We start from the raw sequence: 20,194 nt of genomic DNA, 5'->3' as shown, positions 1-20,194 counted from the left end.
ATGACCACCGCGACCACATCCGTCCCGACCGCGACCGGCGGTCCGAAGAAGCGCGCGGTCGGTGTCCGCAGGGATATGACCGCCGCCGATATCGCCGCCGCGGGGCTGCGCGACCGCTGGTACCCGATCCTGCCGTCGCGCATGGTGAAACCCGGTGAATCCAAGAAGGTCACCCGGTTGTCCGTCGACTGGGTGCTCTTCCGGGATCCGCAGGGGACCGTTCATATGCTCGAGGACCGGTGCCCGCATCGCAGTGCGCCGCTGTCGGTCGGACAGCATCTCGGCGACCGGCTCGCCTGTAAGTACCACGGCGTCCAGGTGGACGGGACCGGCACCGTCGTCTCTGTGCCCGGAATGCCCGGCTGTGCGCTCGAAGGTAAGCGGGCGACGGTGTCGTTGCGGGTGGTCGAGGCCGCCGACACCATCTTCGCGTTCGTCCCGCTCACCCAGGATTCCGAGCCCACACCGTTCGTCCTGCCCGATCGGCTCAGCGATGCGGCCGTCTCCTGGTTCCCGAATTTCGCGGAATGGGCCGGACCCTGGCGCTTCTATATGGACAATGTTCTCGATCCCATGCACGGTGCGTTCCTGCATCGCGATTCGCATTCCATGTTCGGCGGTGACACCTCGGCGCGCTTCCGGATCCGCGAGACCGACCGCGGGTTCTTCTTCGAGAAGACCGATCAGGTCGGCGTGAACTTCGACTGGGTCGAGTACGTGCGCGGATCCATGGACTATGTCGATCTGGAGATCCCGTACGCCCCGAATGCCGGACCCGGCGGCGTGTTCGGGATCGTCGGTATGGCCACACCGATCGACGCGGACAATTCCGCGATCTTCCACTGGCGCACTCGGCGGGTCGAAGGCTGGGAGCGTGAGGTGTGGCGCTTCCTGTACCGCACCCGGCTCGAGGCCCGGCACTGGGAGGTGCTCGAACAGGACCGCGAGGTGCTCGAGGCCCTGGCAGCCGACGCCGATCACGAAGAACATCTGTACCAGCACGACCTGGGTGTGTCGCGAATCCGCCGCATCTACCGGGCGGACGCGAAGAAGCAGGCGGCGATCCTGGCCGGCGAACCGGTATGAGCGCGACCCGGGCGGACCACGCCGACACCATGATGCTGACCGTGTTCCTGCGCCACGATCAGTCGCAGAACCTCGAACAGCTCCAGGGCAAACTCGACGCCGCCGGTTGGTGGCAGCACTTTCCGCCGCCGGGTTGCGAAGTGGTTTCCTGGGTGGTCGCGATGGGGGTGGGCCAGATCGTGACGCTGCGGCTGCCCGTGGCCGAACTCGCCGCGGTCAATGTGGAGCTGGAACGGCGGGCCTGGGGTGTGTTCCACACCGACTTCTACCCGACCTACGACTTCGTACCGGTCCGTGAGCGGTTGACCCGTGAATCCGGCGAGCGGCGCGGCGCATGAGCCGGGTTGCGGCGGAGTCGGTTCCGGAGGCGCCGCGGCCGGGCATGTTCAGCAACGCCAGGGTGCACGGCGATCAGTTCTTCCTGTCCGGAATGCACGCCGGTGGGCCCGGCGGAACAGTGGGCGGTGCGGATCCGTACCTCCAGGCCCGAGAGGCATTCCGGCGGGTGCGGGCGCTCACCGAGGCCTGCGGGGCGGTCGTGGACGACATCGTCGTATTGCGCGTCTATCTGACCGATATCGCCGACCGGGCGCCGGTCGGCAAGGCACGGTCCGAGGTGTTCGCCGGCGATTTCCCGTGTTCGACGCTCGTCGAGGTGTCGGCGCTCGTCGAGCCCGGTCTGAAGGTGGAGATCGAGGCCCAAGGGATTATCGGCGCGCATACGAGCGCCTGATCCGTCGTCGGCCCGGATCGGTTTCACACTCTCGAAAGGTTAGGAAGAGTTCATGAGCAAGGCACCGAGTGTGGCGATCTGCGGGGCGGGTATCGGCGGTCTCACCGCCGCTCTCGCACTGCGGAAGGTCGGCATCGACGCGCAGGTCTTCGAGCGGACCGCCCGGTTCGCCCGGGTGGGGGCCGATATCAATCTCACCCCGAATGCCGTCCGGGCACTGGACGGTCTCGGTCTGGGCCCCGCGCTGCGGGATTCGGCGGCCCGGCCGCAGTTCCGGATCAGCCGGACCTGGGATACGGGCGCGGAGACCTCCCGGCTCGAGATGGGCTCGTCGGCGCAGCGACGCTACGGATCGCCACAGCTCACCCTGCACCGCGGTGATCTCATGTCCGCGCTCGAGGCGGCGCTGCCGAGTGCGAACGTCACGCTGGGCCGGCAGGTCGTCGATATCCGCGACGGGGTGATCCATTTCGCCGACGGCGGCACCCACCGGTCCGATGTGATCATCGGCGCGGACGGTATCCATTCGGCCGTCCGCACGGCGTTGTTCGGCCGGGAACACCCCACGTTCACCGGTGTGGTGGCGTTCCGTGCGGTGGTGCCGGCAGCCGCGGTCGCCGCGGTGCCGAATCTGGACTGCTTCACCAAATGGTGGGGACCGGATGCCGCGACGCAGATCGTGACGTTCCCGCTGAGCCAGGGCAAGGATATTTTCATCTTCGCCACCTGCGCGCAGGCCGAGTGGACCGAGGAGTCGTGGACGACGCCCGGCAGTGCCGACGAACTGCGCGATCTGTACCGGGACTTCCACCCGGAGGCGCGCGCCCTGCTCGACGCCTGCGACGATGTCCTGAAATCTGCCCTGTACGTGCGGGATCCGTTGCCCATATGGACCCGGGGAACGGTCACGCTCCTCGGCGACGCGTGTCATCCGATGATGCCGTTCATGGCGCAGGGCGCAGGCCAGGCGATCGAGGACGCGGTGGTGCTGGCGCGCTGCCTCGGATCGGACGACTACACCGGCGCGGCCGACGCCCTGGCGGGGTACGAGAACACCCGGATGGACCGGACCGCGCGGATCCAGCGCGGCTCCCGGTCCAACGAATGGCTGAAAGCGACGGGCAACGGCGACTGGGTGTACGAGTACGACGCCTGGAACACCCCGCTGGCCGGTGGTGTCGTCCCGGCTCCCGATGCGAACGGATCCGGTTCGGGTAGCGGTCAGTAGGTGCTCGGGGCACACGGATTCGGCAGTGCCGACAGGGTGGCGAGGTCGCAGACGCCGCCGGTCAGCATCTGGAAGGGCGTGAGGGCGAGCAACACGATTATCCCGATGATATCGCCGTTGTGCACGGCACCGACCGCCGATTGCGCGGCCGCCGAGCCCGAATCCACCATTGCCGAGCCGGTCCCGCCTTCGGCGGCCGGCACCGGATCCGGGGCGGCCGGGGGAGCGGCCGTCGCGCCGGCCGCAGTGGCGATCAGGCCGGCCGCCATGATCGAGGCGGCGGCCAGGCGCAGGGGGGAGTTCATCATCGTATTTCCTTCCGTCGGCCGGCGAACGGTTGTGTGCCAACCGTGGAGAATGATGAATAACTTAACAGGCCCGTCCGCCTGTCCGGGCAATTTCGATCTTCGTCGGATAATCTGTTGCAGGTCGAGATCATGCCAGAGGAATCTTGACTTTCGTGGGCATTCCGCCGGAAGAGTTACGTCATATATCGAAAAGGTGGGAGTGCTATTCACTTGGCCTGGTGAGAATGTGCATAAACATGAACCGCCGTCGCGCGCACTCAGCCCCGCTCCCGGACAGCGGCCTCGGCCGAGGGACGGGCGCGACCTCGCCCGGTGTCGATCGGATGCTTCGGATGATGCTCCCGCGTCCGGTCGAACCGGATCTCGCCGGAGATGATCGTGGCGAGAGCCCGGCCCGCACCCGCCTCTACGACGGCGGCCAGCGTATCGGCCGCGGTGGATCCGGCGATATCGACGACGGCCATATCGGCCAGCTTGCCCGGTTCCAGGGTGCCGATGCGATCGGCCAGTCCCATGGCGGCGGCACCGCCGGCGGTCACCGCGTCGAACAGCCGCCGATGCAGATCATCTGCCCGGTAACCCTGACGGCGCGCGATCCGGTACAGCTGCGCCACGTCGGCCAGAACATCCAGTGACGGGCTCGACGACAGCGAATCGGTGCCCACCGCGACGATATTGCCCTCCCGCAGGTAGGCCGCGACCGGCGCTTCGTCGAGACCGAGTACCGCGTTCGATCGGGGACACAGCGCGACGACCGTCCCGGCCTCGCGCAGCGCGGCACGGTCCGCGGCGTCCACGTAGATACCGTGCGCGATATGCGTATGCGGTCCCAGCGCACCGGTCGAGTCGGCATAGGCCACCGGGCGCAGGCCGGCTCCGCCGTCGCGCAGTAGCGCGAATTCGCCGTAGCCCCAGCTCCGCCACCGATCGGCCAGCGGCCCCGCACCCGCCATCACATAGTCGTATTCGGCGCCGGATTCGGCCAGGTGCACATGGCTGCGCAAGCCACGCTCGCGAGCCAGCGCGCTCAGGTCGGCGAGCACCGGGGTATCGAGCGAATACGGCGCGTGCGGCGATATCCCCACCGCACCCGCGGCGGAGCCGCCCGCCTGCTCCAGGATGTCGAGAACCCGTTGCCGTCCGGCGCGGCGCCAGTCGGCGTCGCGCATACTCATCACTTCCCAGTAGGCGATACCGTGCACCCGTCCCGCCCACAGGACGTCGAGCGCCTCGACATGGGTGACCACATCACCGACGGCGGTCGTCCCGCTGCGGATCACCGCGTCCAGGCCACGCTCCGCCGAAGCCCGCCAGTCGTCGCGGCGCCGGTAGTCGGCCGCGAAGATCGTGGACCACGCCTCGAAACTGTCGTAGACCCGGCGGCCCAGTGCCGCCATATCGGTGTACTGGAGATGTGCGTGCGCGTTCACCAGCCCCGGGACCAGTGCACCCGGCCATTCCACGACCGTCGTCCGGTAGCCCGGTTCGCGCCGGAGTTCGTCCGACGGGCCGACGGCGACAACGGTATCGCCGGCCACCGCGACGCCTCCGTGCCGGATGACCCGACCGTCTCCCGCCAGCACCCACGGGGCGGTGTGCACCGTGACCGCCGCATCGTGGCGCACCGCGGCCCCGGCCGGGCCGGGGCCGGTCACCAGAGCCACAACCCGGGCATCCGCCCGCTCACGTTCGCCACGGTGACCGCCGTCGCCACGACGAGGAACACCGCCAGCACGGATCGGTCGGCGATATCGAAACGCAGGGTGCGCAACCAGGTCCGGCGTGCGGTACCGAAGCCGCGCAGGTCGAGTGCGTCGGCGATATCCTCGGCTTCGACGAACGCGCCGACCGTCACCGGCACGATCAGCGGCTGCAACTGCCGTATCCGGCGTACCGGATTGCGGGTGGGGGAGACCTCGTACCCGCGCAGCCGCTGGGCGGCGGTGGTCTCGCGCAGATCGGCGGCGACGGTCGGGAGGAATCGGAAGGTCAGGTCGACGGCGTAGGCGAAGCGAGCGGGAACGCCCAGCCGCGCGAAGGCCACCGAGAGATCGCCGGGCCGGACCGCGAAGGCCAGCGGGAAGCCGGTCAGGACGATCGCCAGGAAGCGCAGCGCCATGTTCACGGTGTAGGACACCGACGCTGTCGAAACCGGAATCTCCACGAGTGGCACCTGGAACAGTTCGGTTGCCGTATCGCCGTAGCGCTGTGCGCCGACGATGACGCCGTTGATACCCGCCAGCAGGAACACGAATATCCCCACGAACAACCAGTTGGCCCGGACGGCATGGAACGGGATCCGGGCCGAGGCGTAGAAACCGAAGGCGATCAGGACGGCGAGCGCCATCAACCGCAGATCCCGGATCTGGGTGACGATGAGCACGGTCAGGCCGGGAACCAGGATCGGGACGCGCGGATCCCGGCGGCCGAGAAACGAGTCACCCGCCAGATAGCGTGGGGTCTCCATCAGCGACCCGCGCGCCGGGCCAGCGGCTGCCAGGCCTTGTCGAGCACCGGTACCAGGATCACCGAGACCAGACCGGTGGTGGCCACCGCGGGGAGATATGCCCCGGTGAACCAGTACACGAAGGTGTGGCCGAAGAGAACTTCGGTGACGGTGAAAGACAAGCCCACGACGACGGCGACCGCGGTCAGCGCCACCAGGCGGATCGTCTTGTGGGACTCTTTCGCCGGTTCGGGCAGATAGTGGTGGAGCAGGCCGGCGAGCAGACCCACGAAACCGTTCGCCAGACTCCAGTTCCAGAAGGTGAGGAAACCGAACCCTTGGACCTGGTCCACGACGGCGGTGCCCACCAGACCGGTGAACAGTCCGGCGACCGGCCCGAATCTGATGCCGACGAAGGGTACGACGGCCAGTGCCGGGCGGATCGCGACATTGGCCGTTCCCGGAATGATGAAACTGAACACCCCGAGGGCACCGTAGAGCGCCGCGCCGACAGCGCCGAACACTACGGTTCGTGAGTTCACGGCCCACGGTCTGCCGAGTGCGGTCCTGCTGGTTGTCATCTGATCTGCTCCACTTCGGATTCGGGGAGGTGCCGGTAGGTGAGGGTGTCGGTCCGCTGCGTCCGGGCGAGTCCGCGCGCGAGTTCGTGCGGCGGCGGGATCGGTCCCTGGGTGGTCGTCGCGGCGCGGGCCGCGACGACGTAGTCGGTTTCACGCAGCACGGCGCGGTCGTCCGGACGGGTTGTCCCGGAATGCCACAGCGATTCGTCTTCGACGATGTCGTGCGGGGTGCCGTCGGCGAGAATCGCGCCGTCCGCGACGACGAGTACACGGTCCGAGCGCCACAGCGCCAGGTCGATATCGTGAGTGATGAGGTAGACGCTGTCGATATCGGGCAGGGCCGAGATCGCATCGAGGAAATGTGCCGCCGAACGCTGATCCTGGCCGGCGGTGGGTTCGTCGAGGATCAGTGTTCGGGGGCGCAGGGTCAGGGCCAGCGCGAGCGCGAGCCGCCGCTGCTGGCCGAACGACAGGGTGCGGGGTGCCCGCTCCATGATGCCCGGCTCGCCCGCCAATCCCACTGCGGTCAGGGCGGCCGTGGAGATCTCCTCGATCTCGTCGGCGCCGGCGCCGAGATTGCGCGGGCCGAATGCCAGCTCGTCGGCGACCGTGGCGGCGAAGAACGCCTGGGCCGGATTCTGGAAGAGATAGCCGCTCAGCGCGGCGATCTCGGCCGCCGGATAATCCGCGACCGGCCGTTCGTCGAGTTCCACGGCACCGGCCAGCACGTCCACCAGGCCCACCGCGGCTCGTAACAGCGTCGATTTACCCGCGCCGTTGCGTCCCAGTATCGCGATGCGCTGGCCGGTCAGCAGATCGGTGGTCACGTCGCGCAGGATCGGCACCGTCCGGTATCCCAGGCGGGCACCGCGATAACGCAACCTGGACCCGCCCACCGGGCGGACGGCCGGAGGTAGCTGCTCGGTCAGGGATTCGGCGCGCGCGACCAGGGTGTCGAACGGCAGCCGCACCGCGTCGGGATCGGCGGTTTGCAGGAATCCGGGCAGATCGCCGGAATAGGTGATCCGCCCGTGTTCGAGATAGACCACCCGGTCCGGAGCGATGGGTACGACTTCGTCGACCCGGTGCTCTATCACGATGCCGGCGCCCCCGTTGTCCACGTGGTCGCGCAGCGCCCGCAGTACGCCGAAGGCGGCGTCGGGGTCGAGATTGGCCAGCGGCTCGTCGACCACGATCACGCTCGGGCGCAGGACCAGGATTCCGGCGAAGGCCACGAGCTGCAATTGACCGCCCGACAATTCGTGGGTGGCCGCAGCCAACAGCTCGTCCGGGATCGCGAGCATCTCGGCCACCTGCCGTACGCGGCCGCGGATCTCCGCCGGGTCGACGCCGCGGTTCTCCAGCCCGAATGCCAGATCCGCGAGCACCGAATGACCGACGACCTGTTTGGCCGGATCCTGCAGGAGGGTGCCCACGGTCTCCGAGATCCGGCGGATGCTCAGTCCCGCGGCGGATACGCCACCCACCGTGACGGTCCCGGTCACCTCCGCGCTATAGGCGTGTGGAACCAGACCGTTCACCACCCGCATCAGCGTGCTCTTCCCGCACCCCGAGGGTCCGGTCACCAGCACCAGTTCACCCGGATCGACCCGGAGGCTGACACCGCTGATCGCGGGCCGGGAACTCGCCGCGTAGGTGACCGTGACATCGTCGAGGGCGATCAGCGCGTTCATCGGGCCGGTCCCGCGATATCGATGCCGATTCCGGCACTGTCGAGTGCGGCACGGGCGACTCGCGCGTCCGCGGTCGCCGGCAGTGGGTGCACGCCGGCAGCGAGATCGGAGCCCGCGGTCGCCAGCAGTTCGACGGCCGATAACTGCACACCGAACGACAGATCCATGATTTCTATCGGATTACCTTCTCCCGCTGTGCAATTGATGCACCCGCCGTTGTCGAGAACGAATATTGTGCGTCCGTTCGGCAGCACGAACTCCGCGGCGCGGTCGGCGACCGGCCGACGGACCGCGCCGGCGGCCAGTACCGCGTCGATGGCGATCTCCTGGGCGACACCGCCGGCCACCGCCACCGCCGCCCCCGCGGGCAGGGCGAGCAGATGTTCGATATCGACGGTGTGCGCGAACCCGGTCGCCGAGATCAGCAGGTCGGCACCCGCGGCGGCCACGGCCAGCGGCGCCACCCGATAGCCGGCGTGCAAGGCCTCCAGCGCTTTCACCGGATCGATCTCGGTGACGGTGACCGTCGCGCCCAGTGCGCTCGCCGACCGCGCGACCCCACGGCCGACATATCCGTACCCGGCGACCACGACCGACATACCGGTCAGCGCGGTACCCAGCAGGTCGGCGATGGTGAAGACGGTCGACTGGCCGGTGCCGTACTCGTTGTCGAACAGAGTTTTGCTGCGGGCATCGTTGGCTGCGATCACCGGGATCCGCAAGAGCCCCTCCCGCTCCATCGCCCGCAACGGCCGCAATCCGCTGGTCGTCTCCTCGGACGCGCCGATCATCGCGTCGAGGATCCTGCTGTGCTCCGTATGCGCCGCGCGGATCACCCGGGAGCCGTCGTCCACGAGGATGTGGTGACGTCGATCCAGGAACGCCCGCCGCAGCTCGTCCTCGAGCTCGGGACCGGCGTCGCTTCGGGCGAATACGCCGATCCCGGCGCGGGCCAATGCGGCCGCCACGTCGTCGCGGGTATTCACCGCGCGGCACACCACCGATACGTCGGCGCCCGCCTGCGCCAGGCTCAGCGCCAGGTTGGCGGTCTTGGGTTCCAGGACCAGTGAAAGCCCGATCCGTAAACCGGTGAGGGTGCCGGCCCCGCGCAGCTCGTCGCCGAGGGCGGCCGTCACGGGCATGAAATGCCGCGCCCAGTCGATCTTCTCCTGGCCGCCGCGCCACAACCCGGGCTCACGTACCCCGGTGGTCATGCCGGCAACACCTGGGCCAGCTCCTCGTCGGCCCGGCCGGGGCCGACGGTTGCCAGCAGCACGGCGTACACCGCGCGCAGGTCCGCGGTCGCCCGGTCCAGGGCGTCCGGTGGTGGCGGTGGTACCGCGAAAACCGCTCGCGGGCCACCGAATTCGGTCAGATTGCGCACGGTACCTCGTGATTCTCCGGCCGGCAGCACGACGCCGGGGTGGTCCGGCGGGGCGGCATCGATCACGACCAGTGGTCGTGCTGCGGCGGCCACCGCGTCGGGTGTGAAGGGGGGATGGTCGTGTCCGGTGGTGATGACGACGTCGAAATCGGCCGGGACGCGCTCGGGCGTCGCGGTGGACCGGACCGGCACCCCGTACCGGTGAGCGAGGTCCACCAGCCCGGCCGGGTCGTGGGCGGCGATTTCGAGCCGGGCGCCGAGCCGGGTCAGGGAACTCGCCAGCGGGTCGGCCACGGGACCGGTACCCAGCAGCAGGAACCGGGTGCTGGGGAGTAGCAGGTTCGTCTCCCGCGCAAGTGCACGCAGGACCAGCTCGGCCCGTGCTCGCGCCTCGAAACCCGCTACTACCGGGGACGCGGCGAAGGTCTCCTGATCGATGACCGGGCCCGTACCCGTATCCGGTGGTAGCGCCGTTTCCGAACGAGCCACCGCGGACCACAGTGCCGCGACGGATTCCGCGGTGGCGGCGCCGACCGACGGATCGACGACCGGCGGCCGGGTATACCGCCCCGCGGCCGCACGAGCCACCGCCCGCACCACCGCCGACTCGGTACTCGGCGCACGAAACCAATGCCTGGACATAAGGATCGGTTATATCCAGCGCCGGATACATGGGACGACAGTTAATCTCATGGTGACCACAACTCGTGGGGAACCGTTACCGGGATGCTTCGCGTGCGGCCGCGACTCCGGCGTCGTAGCTGTCGACGACGCGCCCGCTGCCCGGCTCGTACCGTGAACCGAGAGCGGCGGGGTCATAGGTCATGAAGACCACGTCGGGGCGGCCGCCGTTGAATTTGCCGTAGGTGTCGTAGTCCCAGCCCTCCGGGGCGTAACGATCGTCCCAGGGCAGGCGGGCGGTGGGGGTGAACCCGCAGAAGGAATAGAGGTCCGGCAGGACGGTGTCGAAACAGTTGAGGATCCGCCCGCCCTGGGTTACCCGCACGCCCAGCAGCGCGCTGGAGACGTGTGGGTAGCTGCCGTCCTTGTGTGCCCACAGCGATAGGAGCTCATCGCCCCGGAGGGCGCCGCCGGCCTTGCCGTCGTCGGTCACGAACAACCGCATGTTCCGATATTCGTCGAGGCTGTGGACATTCACCGAGGCCGAGTACCGGCTGCTGTCCTTCAACGCTTGCATCTGCGCCTGGAAATAATCGGCATCGGCCGGATCCAGTTCGTAGACATCCGGTGTGCTCCGCCCGTGCCTGCGCAGGAAATCGGCATATTCCGCCGGCAGCTCGTGCTTCGCAATGGGCTGTATCCGGCGGTCGCCGAAGGTCAGAACCCGAAGGACTTCGCCATGTGAATTGCCTCGTCCGTCCACCTCTCCTCGATCAGGAGACGATCCTGTTCGGGTAATTCGGGGGTCCATCCGAGCGTTTTCCAGAATTCTCTGCGCTCGTTCGGGGTCAATTCGGGTATCGGATCTGTCATTGCGGAACTCCTTGGTCCATCCGTGGTCTTTGTCGGTGAGGGCCTTATTGGCGCTCTTCAGTTTCTCACTGGTTGTCCTGAGGGCCGATCCGGCAGCCGTGGCAGTAGACGGTATGCCGGTGTTCAGCCTTTCGACCAGCATCTTCATGGCGGCTTTCCACCCGCTTAAGGAGCTCCTCCCTCTGCGTCGTTCGAGAACTCCGCCGCTCGCGGCAGAGCGAATCCCTGCTTTTCGGACGGTTCCGGGCACGTCGGGACGGGGCGCGCCGAATCGTCACCGGAATTCGGGGCGCCCGGGTTTCCCGCTCGGTGCGCTCCGTCGATTCATTACCCGGGCCGGCGATCGTGTCGTGCGACCGGCCGCTCGGGTCCCGGATGCGACCGCTTATTCCGCATTTCGGTTCGCCGGAAAGGCGGCAGTTCGGCTCCGGTGCATTACCGAGAATGTGAGTGCGGACGGACATCGGGTGTGCTGAGCGATGCCAGTGAGCTGATCGGACACAGTTTCAACATTTCTTTGTCGGTAGACGGTGAGAGGTCGGCCGACAATGTGTCGCAGCCCCCCGGCGGTGACCTGTTCCGCGAATGCCCGCGGAATACGGCCGGATGCCGTCGATATCGCTCCGGATGCACCGGAGCGCAGAGTCGATGATAGAGAGGCGCCGTCCGGCAATGGTCCGTCCGGATCAGTGTGAGTGTAATTGCGCGGAGCGCAACAGGTTCGGCGTTCGGGCCGGCCCGCCTGCGGTGCGGAGCGCTGCGATCGGTTGACAGGGCTCGTGTTCCCGGTCACACTTCGTCAAGTTGACATGACTGTCACGTCATAAGTTGGGCAGTGCCGAGGAGGCAGCATGACCGCATCCGTGACCGATAGGTGCGAACCGAGCCGGCGACTGGGCGATCGGGGTCGCCGGGGGAGCGAGGACACGCCGGGAACGACGGTGCTCGCCTGACCCGATCCGCCCGCACCCCGCCGCGCGCGAGCCGGCGATCCTGCCTTCCGCATCTCCGCACACTCTGGGAACGACAATGAAACGTACTCTCGCCGTGGGCCTGACAGCCCTGTGCGCCACCGCTGCCCTCACCGCCTGCTCGGGTCGCGACACCGCGACCGCCTCGGGCGACTGCGACCCCGGTATCACCGATACCGAGATCAGGTTCGGCACCAGCCTCATGCAGTCCGTCGCGGGTGCGCAGGCCGCCGCGGCGACAGCCTTGTTCGACGAGATCAACGCCGCGGGGGGAGTGGCGATGGGCGACGGAAAATCCCGCAGGATCGTGTACACCGCGAAAGACGACGGCTACGACCCCGCGCGCACCGTCGGCAATGTGCGGTCGCTGGTCGAGCAGGACCAGGTGTTCGCCGTCCAGAATCTGATCGGCACCGCCTCCACCCTGGCCGTCGTCGACTATCTGACCCAGCAGAACGTGCCGCTGGTGTTCCCGATGACCGGCACCGATGAACTCCTCGCCACCCACGACAAGCGTCCCGTCGTCGCCGGAGCGGTGAATCCGCAGACCGGTTGGGAGGTGTCGAAACGAGCCGAACAGATCCTGCGCGACCATCCTCAGGCGAAGATCGCGGTGCTGTACCCGAACGACAGTCTCGGCGCCGGGAGCCGCGACGCACTGAAATCCGCACTCGAGGGCAGCGGGACCCGAATCGTTGCCGAGCAGTCGTACGAGCAGACGACACCGTCGGTGGACTCGCAGATCGTCAACCTCGCGAACTCCGGCGCCGATGTATTCGTCAATTTCGCGACCGCGAGTTTCGTCACCCAGTCGTTGAAGAAGGCGAACGAGCTGAGCTGGAAGCCCGACACCTACATCTACTCGGGCGCCACCGATACGAACTTCGTGCTCGCGCCGGCCGGCCCCGGTGCCGCCGAAGGGATCCATTCCTTCTACTGGATCTACGACGTCAGCAGCACCGAGCACGACACCCGTCCCGGAGTGCAGAAGTGGCGGGCTTTCGCCGAGCGCAATGCGGGCAAGATCAAGACCACCGACACCATCGCGGCCACCGGCTACAACACCGCGCAGCTGCTCGTGACCGCCCTCGGACAGATGAAGGGTTGCACCCGCGCCGACCTCCTCGACGCCGTCGGGAACATGCGGGGCGTGACCACGGACCTGTCCATCGAGGGCGTCACCTTCGACACCACTGCCGACTACCCGTACGTGATCACCTCCATGGCGCCCATGACATTCCGCGACGGCAGCTGGCACTACGACGCTGTGGTCACCCGCGGCAGCGAGGAATGACCGTGCCGGACACCGCTGCCGCCGGGGCGGCACCCGTACTGCGTGTCGAGGAGGTGCGGCTGCGCTTCGGCGGCGTCGTCGCGCTCGACGGGCCCTCGTTCTCGATCGAACCCGGCCGCATCGTCGGGCTCATCGGCCCCAACGGCGCGGGCAAGACGACCCTGTTCAACTGCATCAGCCGTCTCTATCGACCGGATTCGGGCCGTATCACCTTCGGGGACACCGACCTGCTGGCCCTGCCCGCCGCCGGGATCGCGGGCGCCGGGATCGCGCGTACCTTCCAGAACATCGGGCTGTTCCCCACGATGTCGGTGGTGGAGAACGTGCTCACCGGCGCGTACTCGCGCACCCGGGCCGGGTTCGTCCGCACCGCCCTGGGCCTGTCGCCGACGCGGCGCGAGGAGCGTCGCGAACGCGAACAGGCGTGGTCGCTGCTCGACTCGATGCAGCTCGCGCGTATCGGATCGGAGCCGGCCGGGAATCTGTCCTACGGCACCCGCAAACGGATCGAACTGGCTCGGGCGCTGATGCAGCGACCGCGGTTGCTGATGCTCGACGAACCGGCGAACGGGCTGATCCACGAGGAGGTGCTCGAGCTCGCCGGTACGGTCCGTGCGCTGTGCGACGAACGGGGATTCTCGGTACTGCTCGTCGAGCACCACATGGCCATGGTGATGTCGATCTCGGACCGGGTGGTGGTGCTGAACTTCGGTCGGAAGGTCACCGAGGGCGCACCCGCCGAGGTGGCAGCCCATCCCGAGGTCGTCGAGGCGTATCTGGGAGGTGCGGCGTGAACCTGCTCGACGTCGAGGGGCTGCACGCCCGCTACGGCAGCGCGGAAGTGCTGCACGGCATCGATTTCGCGGTGCCCGCGGGCGAGGTGACGGTGGTACTCGGTGCCAACGGTGCCGGGAAGACCACCATTCTGCGATCGATCTGCGCGATGGTGCACACCACCGGGCGGATCGTGTTCGACGGGCGCGATATCTCCGGACTGCGCACGGATCGGATTGCCCGCCTGGGCGTCGCGCATGTACCGCAGGGCCGGGGCACATTCGGTGACCTGACCGTCGAGGAGAACCTGCGGATCGGCGGTTACCCGACCTCCACCGCGGCCGCGGAGCAGGCGATAGCCCGGTGGTACGACTTCTTCCCGCGGCTGCGGGAGCGGCGGCGCCGGCCCGCGGCCGGGCTCAGCGGCGGCGAACAGCAGATGCTCGCCATCGCCCGGGCCCTGGTGGCCGGACCGCGGTTGCTGCTGCTCGACGAGCCGTCGCTCGGGCTGGCGCCCCGCATCACTCAGGAGGTGTTCCGGGCGCTCGCCCGGATCAACGAGGACACCGGCACCACGATCCTCGTCGTCGAGCAGAATGCCCACCTCGCGCTCGATATCGGATCGTCGGCGGTACTCGTCGACGCCGGGCGCGTCGTCGCCCAGCGTCCCGCGGAGAGCCTCGCCCGCGACGAATCGGTGCGGCGCGCCTACCTCGGTTATTGACCACAGGAGATCTGTTCATGCAAGTGTTCGCGCAGCAAGTGGTGGACGGGCTGACGTGGGGCGCGCTGTATGCCGCGCTCGCGCTCAGTATCGTCCTGGTCTACCGGGCGTCCGGGATCGTCAACTTCGCCCAGGGCGAGATGGCCATATTCTCGGCGTTCTTCGCATGGCAGTTCCACCAGTGGGGTGCACCACTGTACCTCGCGATCGGCGGTGCGATGGTGGTGGCGTTCTGCGTCGGCGCCGCCACCGAGCGGGTGCTGATCCGGCCGCTGGCCGGTTCGTCGGACCATATGCCCCTCGTCATCATCACACTCGGGCTGATGCTCCTGCTCAACAGCGCGGCCGGGTGGATCTGGGGAGTGCAGAGCCGGGAGTTCCCGGCAGTGGTGTCCGGTCCGGTGATCACGCTCGGCCCGGTCGTGATGTCGCGGCAGTCCGTGGTGATCGTCGGTGCGGTCGTCGTGGTCGCCGCGCTGCTGTTCGCCCTGTTCCAGCGGACACGGGTGGGGCTGGCGATGCGGGCGGCCGCCGGTAACCCGGATTCCGCGCAATTGATCGGCATCCCGGTCGGCCGGATGCTGATGATCGGCTGGGGTCTGGCCGCCGCCATCGGCGCGCTCGCCGCGTCCCTGGCGGCGCCGCAACTGTTCCTGCAGCCGAATATGCTCGTGGCGTCGCTCATCTACTCGTTCGCGGCCGCGGTCCTGGGCGGACTCGACAGTCCGGTCGGCGCGATTGTCGGCGGCCTGTGCGTGGGGGTGGCCGAGAACCTGGCCGGGACCTACATCTCCTGGATCGGCCACGATTTCAAGCAGGCGGTCGCGCTCGTTCTCATCCTCGGCGTGCTGTTGCTGAAGCCGGAAGGGCTGTTCGGCGTCGCGAAGGTGGCACGGGTATGAGACTGCTCCAGATCCTGCGCCGGCCACAGGCCGAACTCGACGCGCCGCTGTGGCTCTCCTGTGCCACGGTGATCCTGGTCGTCGGAATCGCGGCGGTGGCGCCGCTGGTGTCCGCGCCGTATGTGAACTTCGATCGCTCGATGGTGTTGGTGTACATCGTCGTCGGGCTCGGGCTGAATCTGTTGACCGGCAACACCGGTCAGATCTCCCTGGGTCACGGCTTCTTCTTCGCGCTCGGCGCCTATCTGAGCGCGGTCCTGGTGGAGAACCACGGGGTGCCGTATCTGCTGCTGATCCCGATCGCGTTCGCGGTCGGCTATCTCGTCGGCTATCTGTTCGGGCTGCCGGCGCTGCGATTGCACGGACTCCAGCTGGCGCTCGCCACCCTGGGGCTGGCGCTGGTGACGCCCGCGGTCATCAAGCGGTTCGAACATGTCACCGAGGGGCAGGCGGGTATCAACATCTTCGGCGCCGAGGCCCCCGAATTCACCGGACTGGCCCGGGACCAGTGGGTCTACTATCTGTGCCTCGTCGTGGCGTTCGTCGCGTACCTGGTGGTGCGCAGGCTCGCCACCGGCCGGATCGGGCGTTCGCTGATCGGCATCCGTGACTACGAAGCGGTAGCGACCACCCTGGGTGTGAACGCGACCCGGACCAAGACGACGATCTTCGCGTTCAGCGCCGCGCTCGCCGGTGTCGGCGGTGTGCTCTACAGCTTCGTGGTGCAGTACGTGGGCCCGGAGGCATTCGGGCTGCCGCTCGCGATCGCCTTCATCACGATGATCGTCGTCGGCGGGCTCGGCACGGTGCCCGGGGTGGTGTTCGGCGCTTTCTTCGTCGTGTACGTACCGCAGTGGACCGCCGATATCGACCAGTCGGCCGCCGGAATCACCTACGGTGCGGCCTTGATCCTGTTCATCTTCGTTCTGCCCTACGGGGTGATCAGCTTCGTGCGGCGGGGGTTCGGTCCGGTCGTGGCGCGCGTCCCCGGCCGTCGGCGGGGCGGCCCCGCCGCGGTAGCGGCCTCGTGACGGTCGGTGCGGGACAGCTCGTCCGGTGCCGGGCGCCACGGTGGGCCGAAGGGCCGTAGCGCTCGACCGGTCAGATCCCGTGCATCCGCATCCATTCCGAGTATCGGTCCAGCCAGCCGTCACAGGGCAGGCCGCGATCCTGCTCGGCGAAGCCGTGGCCGCCGCGTTCGTAGACATGCGCTTCCATCGGGCGACCGGCGCGCAACCAGTTCCGCTGCAACGCGGTACAGCCCTCGACGACACCGTCGCCCTCGTCGTCGGCGGCGAAGGCGAGGAACAGCGGCGGCGCGTCCGGCGGTATCCGGTATTCGTGCCAGACCGGCGGGTAGAGGGCCGCGGCGAAGTCGGGCCGGGATGTGGTGTCGTATCCGGTGGCAGCCTCGACGGTCAGCATCGCCCCCGCCGAGAATCCCATGATGCCCACCCGATTCGGATCGACACTCCAGTCGGCTGATCGCGCACGGACCGTCCGTATCGCGAGCCCCGCATCCGCGGTGGCGACGCGGGAATGCGCCTCGATCCGGCCGAGATCGACGGCGCCCCAATCGCGTAGGAATTCCGCATCGTCGGCTGGAGTGGGCAGCAGACGGTATCGCAAGACGAAAGCGGTGATCCCCTGCGTCGCGAGCTTGCGCGCAATACGAGTGCCCGTATCGGTGAGGACGACGAAGCTGCCACCGGGGCAGACGATTACCGCGGTACCGGTCGCCCGGGTGGGATCGGGCCGGTGCACGGTGAGCGCTGCGCGCGTGACGTTGCGGACCACTCCCAGATCGCGGTGACCCTGGATCTCGGGGATGACCGTGTGCTGCCCGTACGGCTCGGCGGCCGGATCCGGCGGGTGAGCATCCGATACGAGGGGGACGATTTCGTCGCCGAGCAGCATCGTCATTTCTCCGATCCGGTGCATTCTGCGGGCACGGTGACCACGCCGGTGTCGCCGTCGACCGTGACCTGTTCCCCGGTGTGCAGCTTTTCGGTGGCGTTGCCGGTGCCGAGGACAGCCGGAATGTGGTATTCCCGGGCGACGATCGAGCTGTGGCTGAGGGCGCCACCGATATCGGTGACGATCGCCGAGGCGAGTGCGAACAGTGGAGTCCAGGCCGGTGTGGTCATCCGTGCCACCAATACGTCGCCGGGCCGCATCCGGTCGAACTCTTCGGGGCCGCGAATGATCCGGGCCGGACCGGTGGTTCGTCCCGGACTGCCGGGCGTCCCGGCGACGGCCGGGCCGGAGTTGTGATCCCGATCTTCCCCGATTCGGATACCGAGGATCTTCTTGCCGCCACCGACCGGCAGCGTGTGCGGGGCGGCCAGTGCGCGTTGCGCCCGCCACCGGGCACGACGCTGCTCGACTCCGGGCCGCGCATCCGGTGGCGCTGTACCGGCATCCAGGTCGGCCGCCGCCATGGCGAGCTCGTCGAGTTCGAGCCAGTACACATCCTCGGCCGTGGCGAGCGACCCGGCCGCGGCGAGGCGCCGCCCCAGTTCGGCCAGCAGTTGCCGTACCGCCGGCCAGCCCACGCCGACATCGGCGAGGGCGTTCTCGCGCAGCGGCGCGGCGGCCTGAGCCCAGGCCAGTAGCCGGAACGCCAGCGCGCGACGCAGGCCCGGACGTTTCCGTGCGAGCACGCGCACTGCCTCGTCGCGAGTCCTTCTCGCGGCGTCCCGGCGCCGATGTGGATCGGGGGCGTCGTCGCCGAGGAAGTACTCGAGGGTGCGCAACTGGGCCGCAGGATCGTCGGCAGGCAGTGGTTCGGCGAAGTCGAGGTTGTAGACCATGTCGCCGAACTCCGTCAGATGTGCGCGGAACCGCGCGCGGAACTCCTGCCACGCGGAATCGGCCGGTTCATCCGCACCGGGCGTGGTACTCAGCCGGAGACGTGCTTCGGCGGGCAGGCGGGTGATGCGCTCGGTGAGTCCCGGCGCAGTCCGTACCCAGGCCGCCAGGTCGAACAGTGACTGCTCCGCCCGGATCGGTTTGCTGTCGAAACCCAGCAGGAGAGTCGCAGCTGCCGGATCACCGGTCCGGCGAATACTGTTGTAGGCCTTGGTGAACAGTGATTCGCTGGTGTATGCCGCCGGCAGGGCCCCGCTCTGGATGGTGAGGTAGTACGCCGCGGCCTCGTCGACTATCTCGCGGATGCCGGTCAGCAGCCGCGTGGCGGGCAGACCACTACTGTCGAGTTCTTGCCAGTCACGTGACGTTTCGAGATAGCGATTCCGTGACTCGGTCCAACGTGGTGCCGCGGAGCGCAAGTACCGCGGCAGGGTGGTGGTCAGGAATCTGGGTTGCGCCAGCATCATGCGCAGCAGCAACGATCCGGTGTAGTCGACGTTGTAGTAGCCGTATCCGTTGACCACCGCGAGCGGTTCGTCGAAGTACGGCAGCCGGATACGCCGGTAGTGGTCGAGTGTGGCCTGCGCCCACGCCGGAATGCCGAGCGTCGCGAACAACGGCGACAGCGGTTCGGGCAACAGTTCCATCACGCTGCCGCGCACGTACCGCCCGTGCGGATCGGGCGTCGTCCAGGCCGGGTCCGTGAGGGTGGGATCGGGTAGCGCGGTGATCGGGCGAGCCTGGACGATGAACAGGCGCCGATCGTGCAGCGCCCATTCGATATCCATCGGTTGCTCGTAGAGCCGTTCGACGCGGACCGCGAGCCGGGCCAGATCCGATGCCTGCGCGGGCGACAGCGCCGGTCGATTGCGGTGGTCGGTGGGCACTCGGTCCGTACGGGTGCCGTCCGGGGTGCGAACGGTCATAACCTGTTTGTCGCCGATGTCCTGCCGCAGTACGTCACCGTCGGCCTTCGCGACCACGAAGGTGTCGGGGGTGACCAGCCCGCCGACGATCGCCTCACCGAGGCCCCAGGCCGCGTCGATCAGCACCCGGTCGCGGGCGCCGGTGACGGGATCTGCGGTGAAGGCGATCCCGGCCGCTTCGGCGGGAACCAGCTCCTGGACCACGACCGCGAGCGCGACCGCGCCGGATTCGACGCCGTTGCGGGCCCGGTAGCCGATGGCGCGGCCGGTCCACAGCGAGGCCCAGCAGTGTTTCACCGCCGCGAGTACCGCATCCGTGCCCCGGATATCGAGAAAGGTCTCCTGCTGGCCCGCGAACGACATATCGGGTAGATCCTCGGCGGTCGCCGAGGAACGTACCGCGACGGGCTTTTCGCCCAGTGCCCGATATCCGGCGCCGATCTCCTCTGCTATGTCGTCGGGAATTGGTTGTGCTGCAAACGCTTCGGCGATCTCGGCGGCTGCGCTGTCCCAGGAATCGGGCCGATCGGGTACCGCTGTGGCGGCTGCGGCGACGATCCGATCGTGCAGGCCGCCGGTCGCGACGAATCGCCGGTAGGCCGACGTTGTGACGTGAAAGCCCGGCGGCACGGGTAGGCCCGCCTTCGCCAGGCGGGCGAGTGAACTTCCCTTGCCGCCCGCACATTCCAGTGTGGCGCTCGGATCGGCCAGCCCGAGTGTGTAGGGATCCTGCTCGACAGCGGTGCTGTTCATGATGATGTCCGTTCGGATGGCGGTC

General features: G+C 68.1%; 19 protein-coding genes. 9 read left to right on the top strand and 10 right to left on the bottom strand.

The features are described 5' to 3' along the window. Genes ACWCPQ_RS05795 through ACWCPQ_RS05780 form a run of 4 tightly spaced genes read left to right on the top strand, consistent with a single transcriptional unit; the run spans position 1 to position 3,047 of the window. Positions 1-1,086, top strand: a complete 1,086-nt coding sequence (locus ACWCPQ_RS05795; protein ID WP_449895212.1) for a Rieske 2Fe-2S domain-containing protein — start codon at positions 1-3, stop codon at positions 1,084-1,086. Further along, on the top strand, positions 1,083-1,424 hold the full coding sequence (locus ACWCPQ_RS05790) for a hypothetical protein (RefSeq protein WP_449895209.1): 342 nt from the start codon (positions 1,083-1,085) through the stop codon (positions 1,422-1,424). The genes ACWCPQ_RS05795 and ACWCPQ_RS05790 overlap by 4 nt, the downstream gene beginning before the upstream one ends. Next, positions 1,421-1,819, top strand: a complete 399-nt coding sequence (locus ACWCPQ_RS05785) for a RidA family protein (protein ID WP_449895206.1) — start codon at positions 1,421-1,423, stop codon at positions 1,817-1,819. The genes ACWCPQ_RS05790 and ACWCPQ_RS05785 overlap by 4 nt, the downstream gene beginning before the upstream one ends. Positions 1,820-1,871: 52 nt before the next feature. Continuing rightward, complete coding sequence (locus tag ACWCPQ_RS05780; RefSeq protein WP_449895204.1) at positions 1,872-3,047, top strand: FAD-dependent monooxygenase; 1,176 nt, start codon at positions 1,872-1,874, stop codon at positions 3,045-3,047. Here the strand turns inward: ACWCPQ_RS05780 and ACWCPQ_RS05775 are convergent. From ACWCPQ_RS05775 to ACWCPQ_RS05740, 8 genes are all read right to left on the bottom strand, one after another. Next, entirely contained in the window at positions 3,041-3,355 is a 315-nt protein-coding gene (locus ACWCPQ_RS05775) for a hypothetical protein (protein WP_449895202.1), read from the bottom strand. The two genes, ACWCPQ_RS05780 and ACWCPQ_RS05775, sit on opposite strands and share 7 nt — an antisense overlap. 257 nt (positions 3,356-3,612) lie before the next feature. Then, on the bottom strand, positions 3,613-5,019 hold the full coding sequence (locus ACWCPQ_RS05770; RefSeq protein ID WP_449895200.1) for an amidohydrolase family protein: 1,407 nt from the start codon (positions 5,017-5,019) through the stop codon (positions 3,613-3,615). Continuing rightward, entirely contained in the window at positions 5,007-5,822 is an 816-nt protein-coding gene (locus tag ACWCPQ_RS05765; RefSeq protein WP_449895197.1) for an energy-coupling factor transporter transmembrane component T family protein, read from the bottom strand. The genes ACWCPQ_RS05770 and ACWCPQ_RS05765 overlap by 13 nt, the downstream gene beginning before the upstream one ends. Further along, positions 5,822-6,382, bottom strand: a complete 561-nt coding sequence (locus ACWCPQ_RS05760) for an ECF transporter S component (protein ID WP_449895195.1) — start codon at positions 6,380-6,382, stop codon at positions 5,822-5,824. Before ACWCPQ_RS05760 ends, ACWCPQ_RS05765 begins: the two co-directional genes overlap by 1 nt. Further along, positions 6,379-8,076: an ABC transporter ATP-binding protein gene (locus tag ACWCPQ_RS05755; RefSeq protein ID WP_449895193.1), complete on the bottom strand. Its 1,698-nt coding sequence runs from the start codon at positions 8,074-8,076 to the stop codon at positions 6,379-6,381. Before ACWCPQ_RS05755 ends, ACWCPQ_RS05760 begins: the two co-directional genes overlap by 4 nt. Then, a complete protein-coding gene (locus ACWCPQ_RS05750) occupies positions 8,073-9,290 on the bottom strand; it encodes an adenosylhomocysteinase (RefSeq protein WP_449895191.1) in 1,218 nt (405 codons plus the stop codon). Before ACWCPQ_RS05750 ends, ACWCPQ_RS05755 begins: the two co-directional genes overlap by 4 nt. Continuing rightward, complete coding sequence (locus tag ACWCPQ_RS05745) at positions 9,287-10,102, bottom strand: hypothetical protein (RefSeq protein WP_449895188.1); 816 nt, start codon at positions 10,100-10,102, stop codon at positions 9,287-9,289. Before ACWCPQ_RS05745 ends, ACWCPQ_RS05750 begins: the two co-directional genes overlap by 4 nt. Positions 10,103-10,178: 76 nt before the next feature. Next, positions 10,179-11,102, bottom strand: coding sequence for a hypothetical protein (locus ACWCPQ_RS05740; RefSeq protein WP_449895185.1), 924 nt, complete (start codon positions 11,100-11,102; stop codon positions 10,179-10,181). An 881-nt stretch (positions 11,103-11,983) separates the two neighbouring features. On the opposite strand from ACWCPQ_RS05740, the gene ACWCPQ_RS05735 reads away from it, so the two are divergent. The 5 genes from ACWCPQ_RS05735 to ACWCPQ_RS05715 are packed head-to-tail and all read left to right on the top strand — an operon-like array spanning position 11,984 to position 16,650. Then, positions 11,984-13,219 (top strand): ABC transporter substrate-binding protein, encoded by a 1,236-nt coding sequence (locus ACWCPQ_RS05735; RefSeq protein WP_449895183.1) that lies wholly within the window; start codon positions 11,984-11,986, stop codon positions 13,217-13,219. Further along, on the top strand, positions 13,216-14,013 hold the full coding sequence (locus ACWCPQ_RS05730) for an ABC transporter ATP-binding protein (RefSeq protein ID WP_449895181.1): 798 nt from the start codon (positions 13,216-13,218) through the stop codon (positions 14,011-14,013). Before ACWCPQ_RS05735 ends, ACWCPQ_RS05730 begins: the two co-directional genes overlap by 4 nt. After that, positions 14,010-14,717, top strand: a complete 708-nt coding sequence (locus ACWCPQ_RS05725) for an ABC transporter ATP-binding protein (protein ID WP_449895178.1) — start codon at positions 14,010-14,012, stop codon at positions 14,715-14,717. The genes ACWCPQ_RS05730 and ACWCPQ_RS05725 overlap by 4 nt, the downstream gene beginning before the upstream one ends. Before the next feature lie 17 nt (positions 14,718-14,734). Beyond that, a complete protein-coding gene (locus ACWCPQ_RS05720) occupies positions 14,735-15,619 on the top strand; it encodes a branched-chain amino acid ABC transporter permease (RefSeq protein ID WP_449895176.1) in 885 nt (294 codons plus the stop codon). Next, positions 15,616-16,650 carry a branched-chain amino acid ABC transporter permease gene (locus tag ACWCPQ_RS05715; RefSeq protein ID WP_449895173.1) on the top strand — a complete coding sequence of 345 codons (1,035 nt, stop codon included), beginning with the start codon at positions 15,616-15,618 and terminating at the stop codon, positions 16,648-16,650. The genes ACWCPQ_RS05720 and ACWCPQ_RS05715 overlap by 4 nt, the downstream gene beginning before the upstream one ends. A gap of 70 nt (positions 16,651-16,720) precedes the next feature. On the opposite strand, the gene ACWCPQ_RS05710 is transcribed toward ACWCPQ_RS05715, so the two are convergent. Beyond that, positions 16,721-17,542, bottom strand: coding sequence for an alpha/beta hydrolase (locus ACWCPQ_RS05710; RefSeq protein ID WP_449895171.1), 822 nt, complete (start codon positions 17,540-17,542; stop codon positions 16,721-16,723). Further along, positions 17,539-20,169 (bottom strand): PEP/pyruvate-binding domain-containing protein, encoded by a 2,631-nt coding sequence (locus ACWCPQ_RS05705; protein WP_449895170.1) that lies wholly within the window; start codon positions 20,167-20,169, stop codon positions 17,539-17,541. The genes ACWCPQ_RS05710 and ACWCPQ_RS05705 overlap by 4 nt, the downstream gene beginning before the upstream one ends. Positions 20,170-20,194: the final 25 nt, after the last annotated feature.

The sequence above is a fragment of the Nocardia sp. NPDC001965 genome (assembly GCF_053594175.1).
Note: the sequence above shows the minus strand (reverse complement) of the source record. Positions and strands in the feature narration are given on the sequence as shown.

Coding starts and splice junctions, on each gene's coding strand:
- ACWCPQ_RS05705 (WP_449895170.1), bottom strand. CDS start 20,169: ATGAACAGCACCGCTGTCGAGCAGGATCCCTACACACTCGGGCTGGCC.
- ACWCPQ_RS05715 (WP_449895173.1), top strand. CDS start 15,616: ATGAGACTGCTCCAGATCCTGCGCCGGCCACAGGCCGAACTCGACGCG.
- ACWCPQ_RS05780 (WP_449895204.1), top strand. CDS start 1,872: ATGAGCAAGGCACCGAGTGTGGCGATCTGCGGGGCGGGTATCGGCGGT.
- ACWCPQ_RS05790 (WP_449895209.1), top strand. CDS start 1,083: ATGAGCGCGACCCGGGCGGACCACGCCGACACCATGATGCTGACCGTG.
- ACWCPQ_RS05785 (WP_449895206.1), top strand. CDS start 1,421: ATGAGCCGGGTTGCGGCGGAGTCGGTTCCGGAGGCGCCGCGGCCGGGC.
- ACWCPQ_RS05795 (WP_449895212.1), top strand. CDS start 1: ATGACCACCGCGACCACATCCGTCCCGACCGCGACCGGCGGTCCGAAG.
- ACWCPQ_RS05740 (WP_449895185.1), bottom strand. CDS start 11,102: ATGAAGATGCTGGTCGAAAGGCTGAACACCGGCATACCGTCTACTGCC.
- ACWCPQ_RS05775 (WP_449895202.1), bottom strand. CDS start 3,355: ATGATGAACTCCCCCCTGCGCCTGGCCGCCGCCTCGATCATGGCGGCC.
- ACWCPQ_RS05765 (WP_449895197.1), bottom strand. CDS start 5,822: ATGGAGACCCCACGCTATCTGGCGGGTGACTCGTTTCTCGGCCGCCGG.
- ACWCPQ_RS05760 (WP_449895195.1), bottom strand. CDS start 6,382: ATGACAACCAGCAGGACCGCACTCGGCAGACCGTGGGCCGTGAACTCA.
- ACWCPQ_RS05745 (WP_449895188.1), bottom strand. CDS start 10,102: ATGTCCAGGCATTGGTTTCGTGCGCCGAGTACCGAGTCGGCGGTGGTG.
- ACWCPQ_RS05710 (WP_449895171.1), bottom strand. CDS start 17,542: ATGACGATGCTGCTCGGCGACGAAATCGTCCCCCTCGTATCGGATGCT.
- ACWCPQ_RS05755 (WP_449895193.1), bottom strand. CDS start 8,076: ATGAACGCGCTGATCGCCCTCGACGATGTCACGGTCACCTACGCGGCG.
- ACWCPQ_RS05730 (WP_449895181.1), top strand. CDS start 13,216: ATGACCGTGCCGGACACCGCTGCCGCCGGGGCGGCACCCGTACTGCGT.
- ACWCPQ_RS05720 (WP_449895176.1), top strand. CDS start 14,735: ATGCAAGTGTTCGCGCAGCAAGTGGTGGACGGGCTGACGTGGGGCGCG.
- ACWCPQ_RS05750 (WP_449895191.1), bottom strand. CDS start 9,290: ATGACCACCGGGGTACGTGAGCCCGGGTTGTGGCGCGGCGGCCAGGAG.
- ACWCPQ_RS05735 (WP_449895183.1), top strand. CDS start 11,984: ATGAAACGTACTCTCGCCGTGGGCCTGACAGCCCTGTGCGCCACCGCT.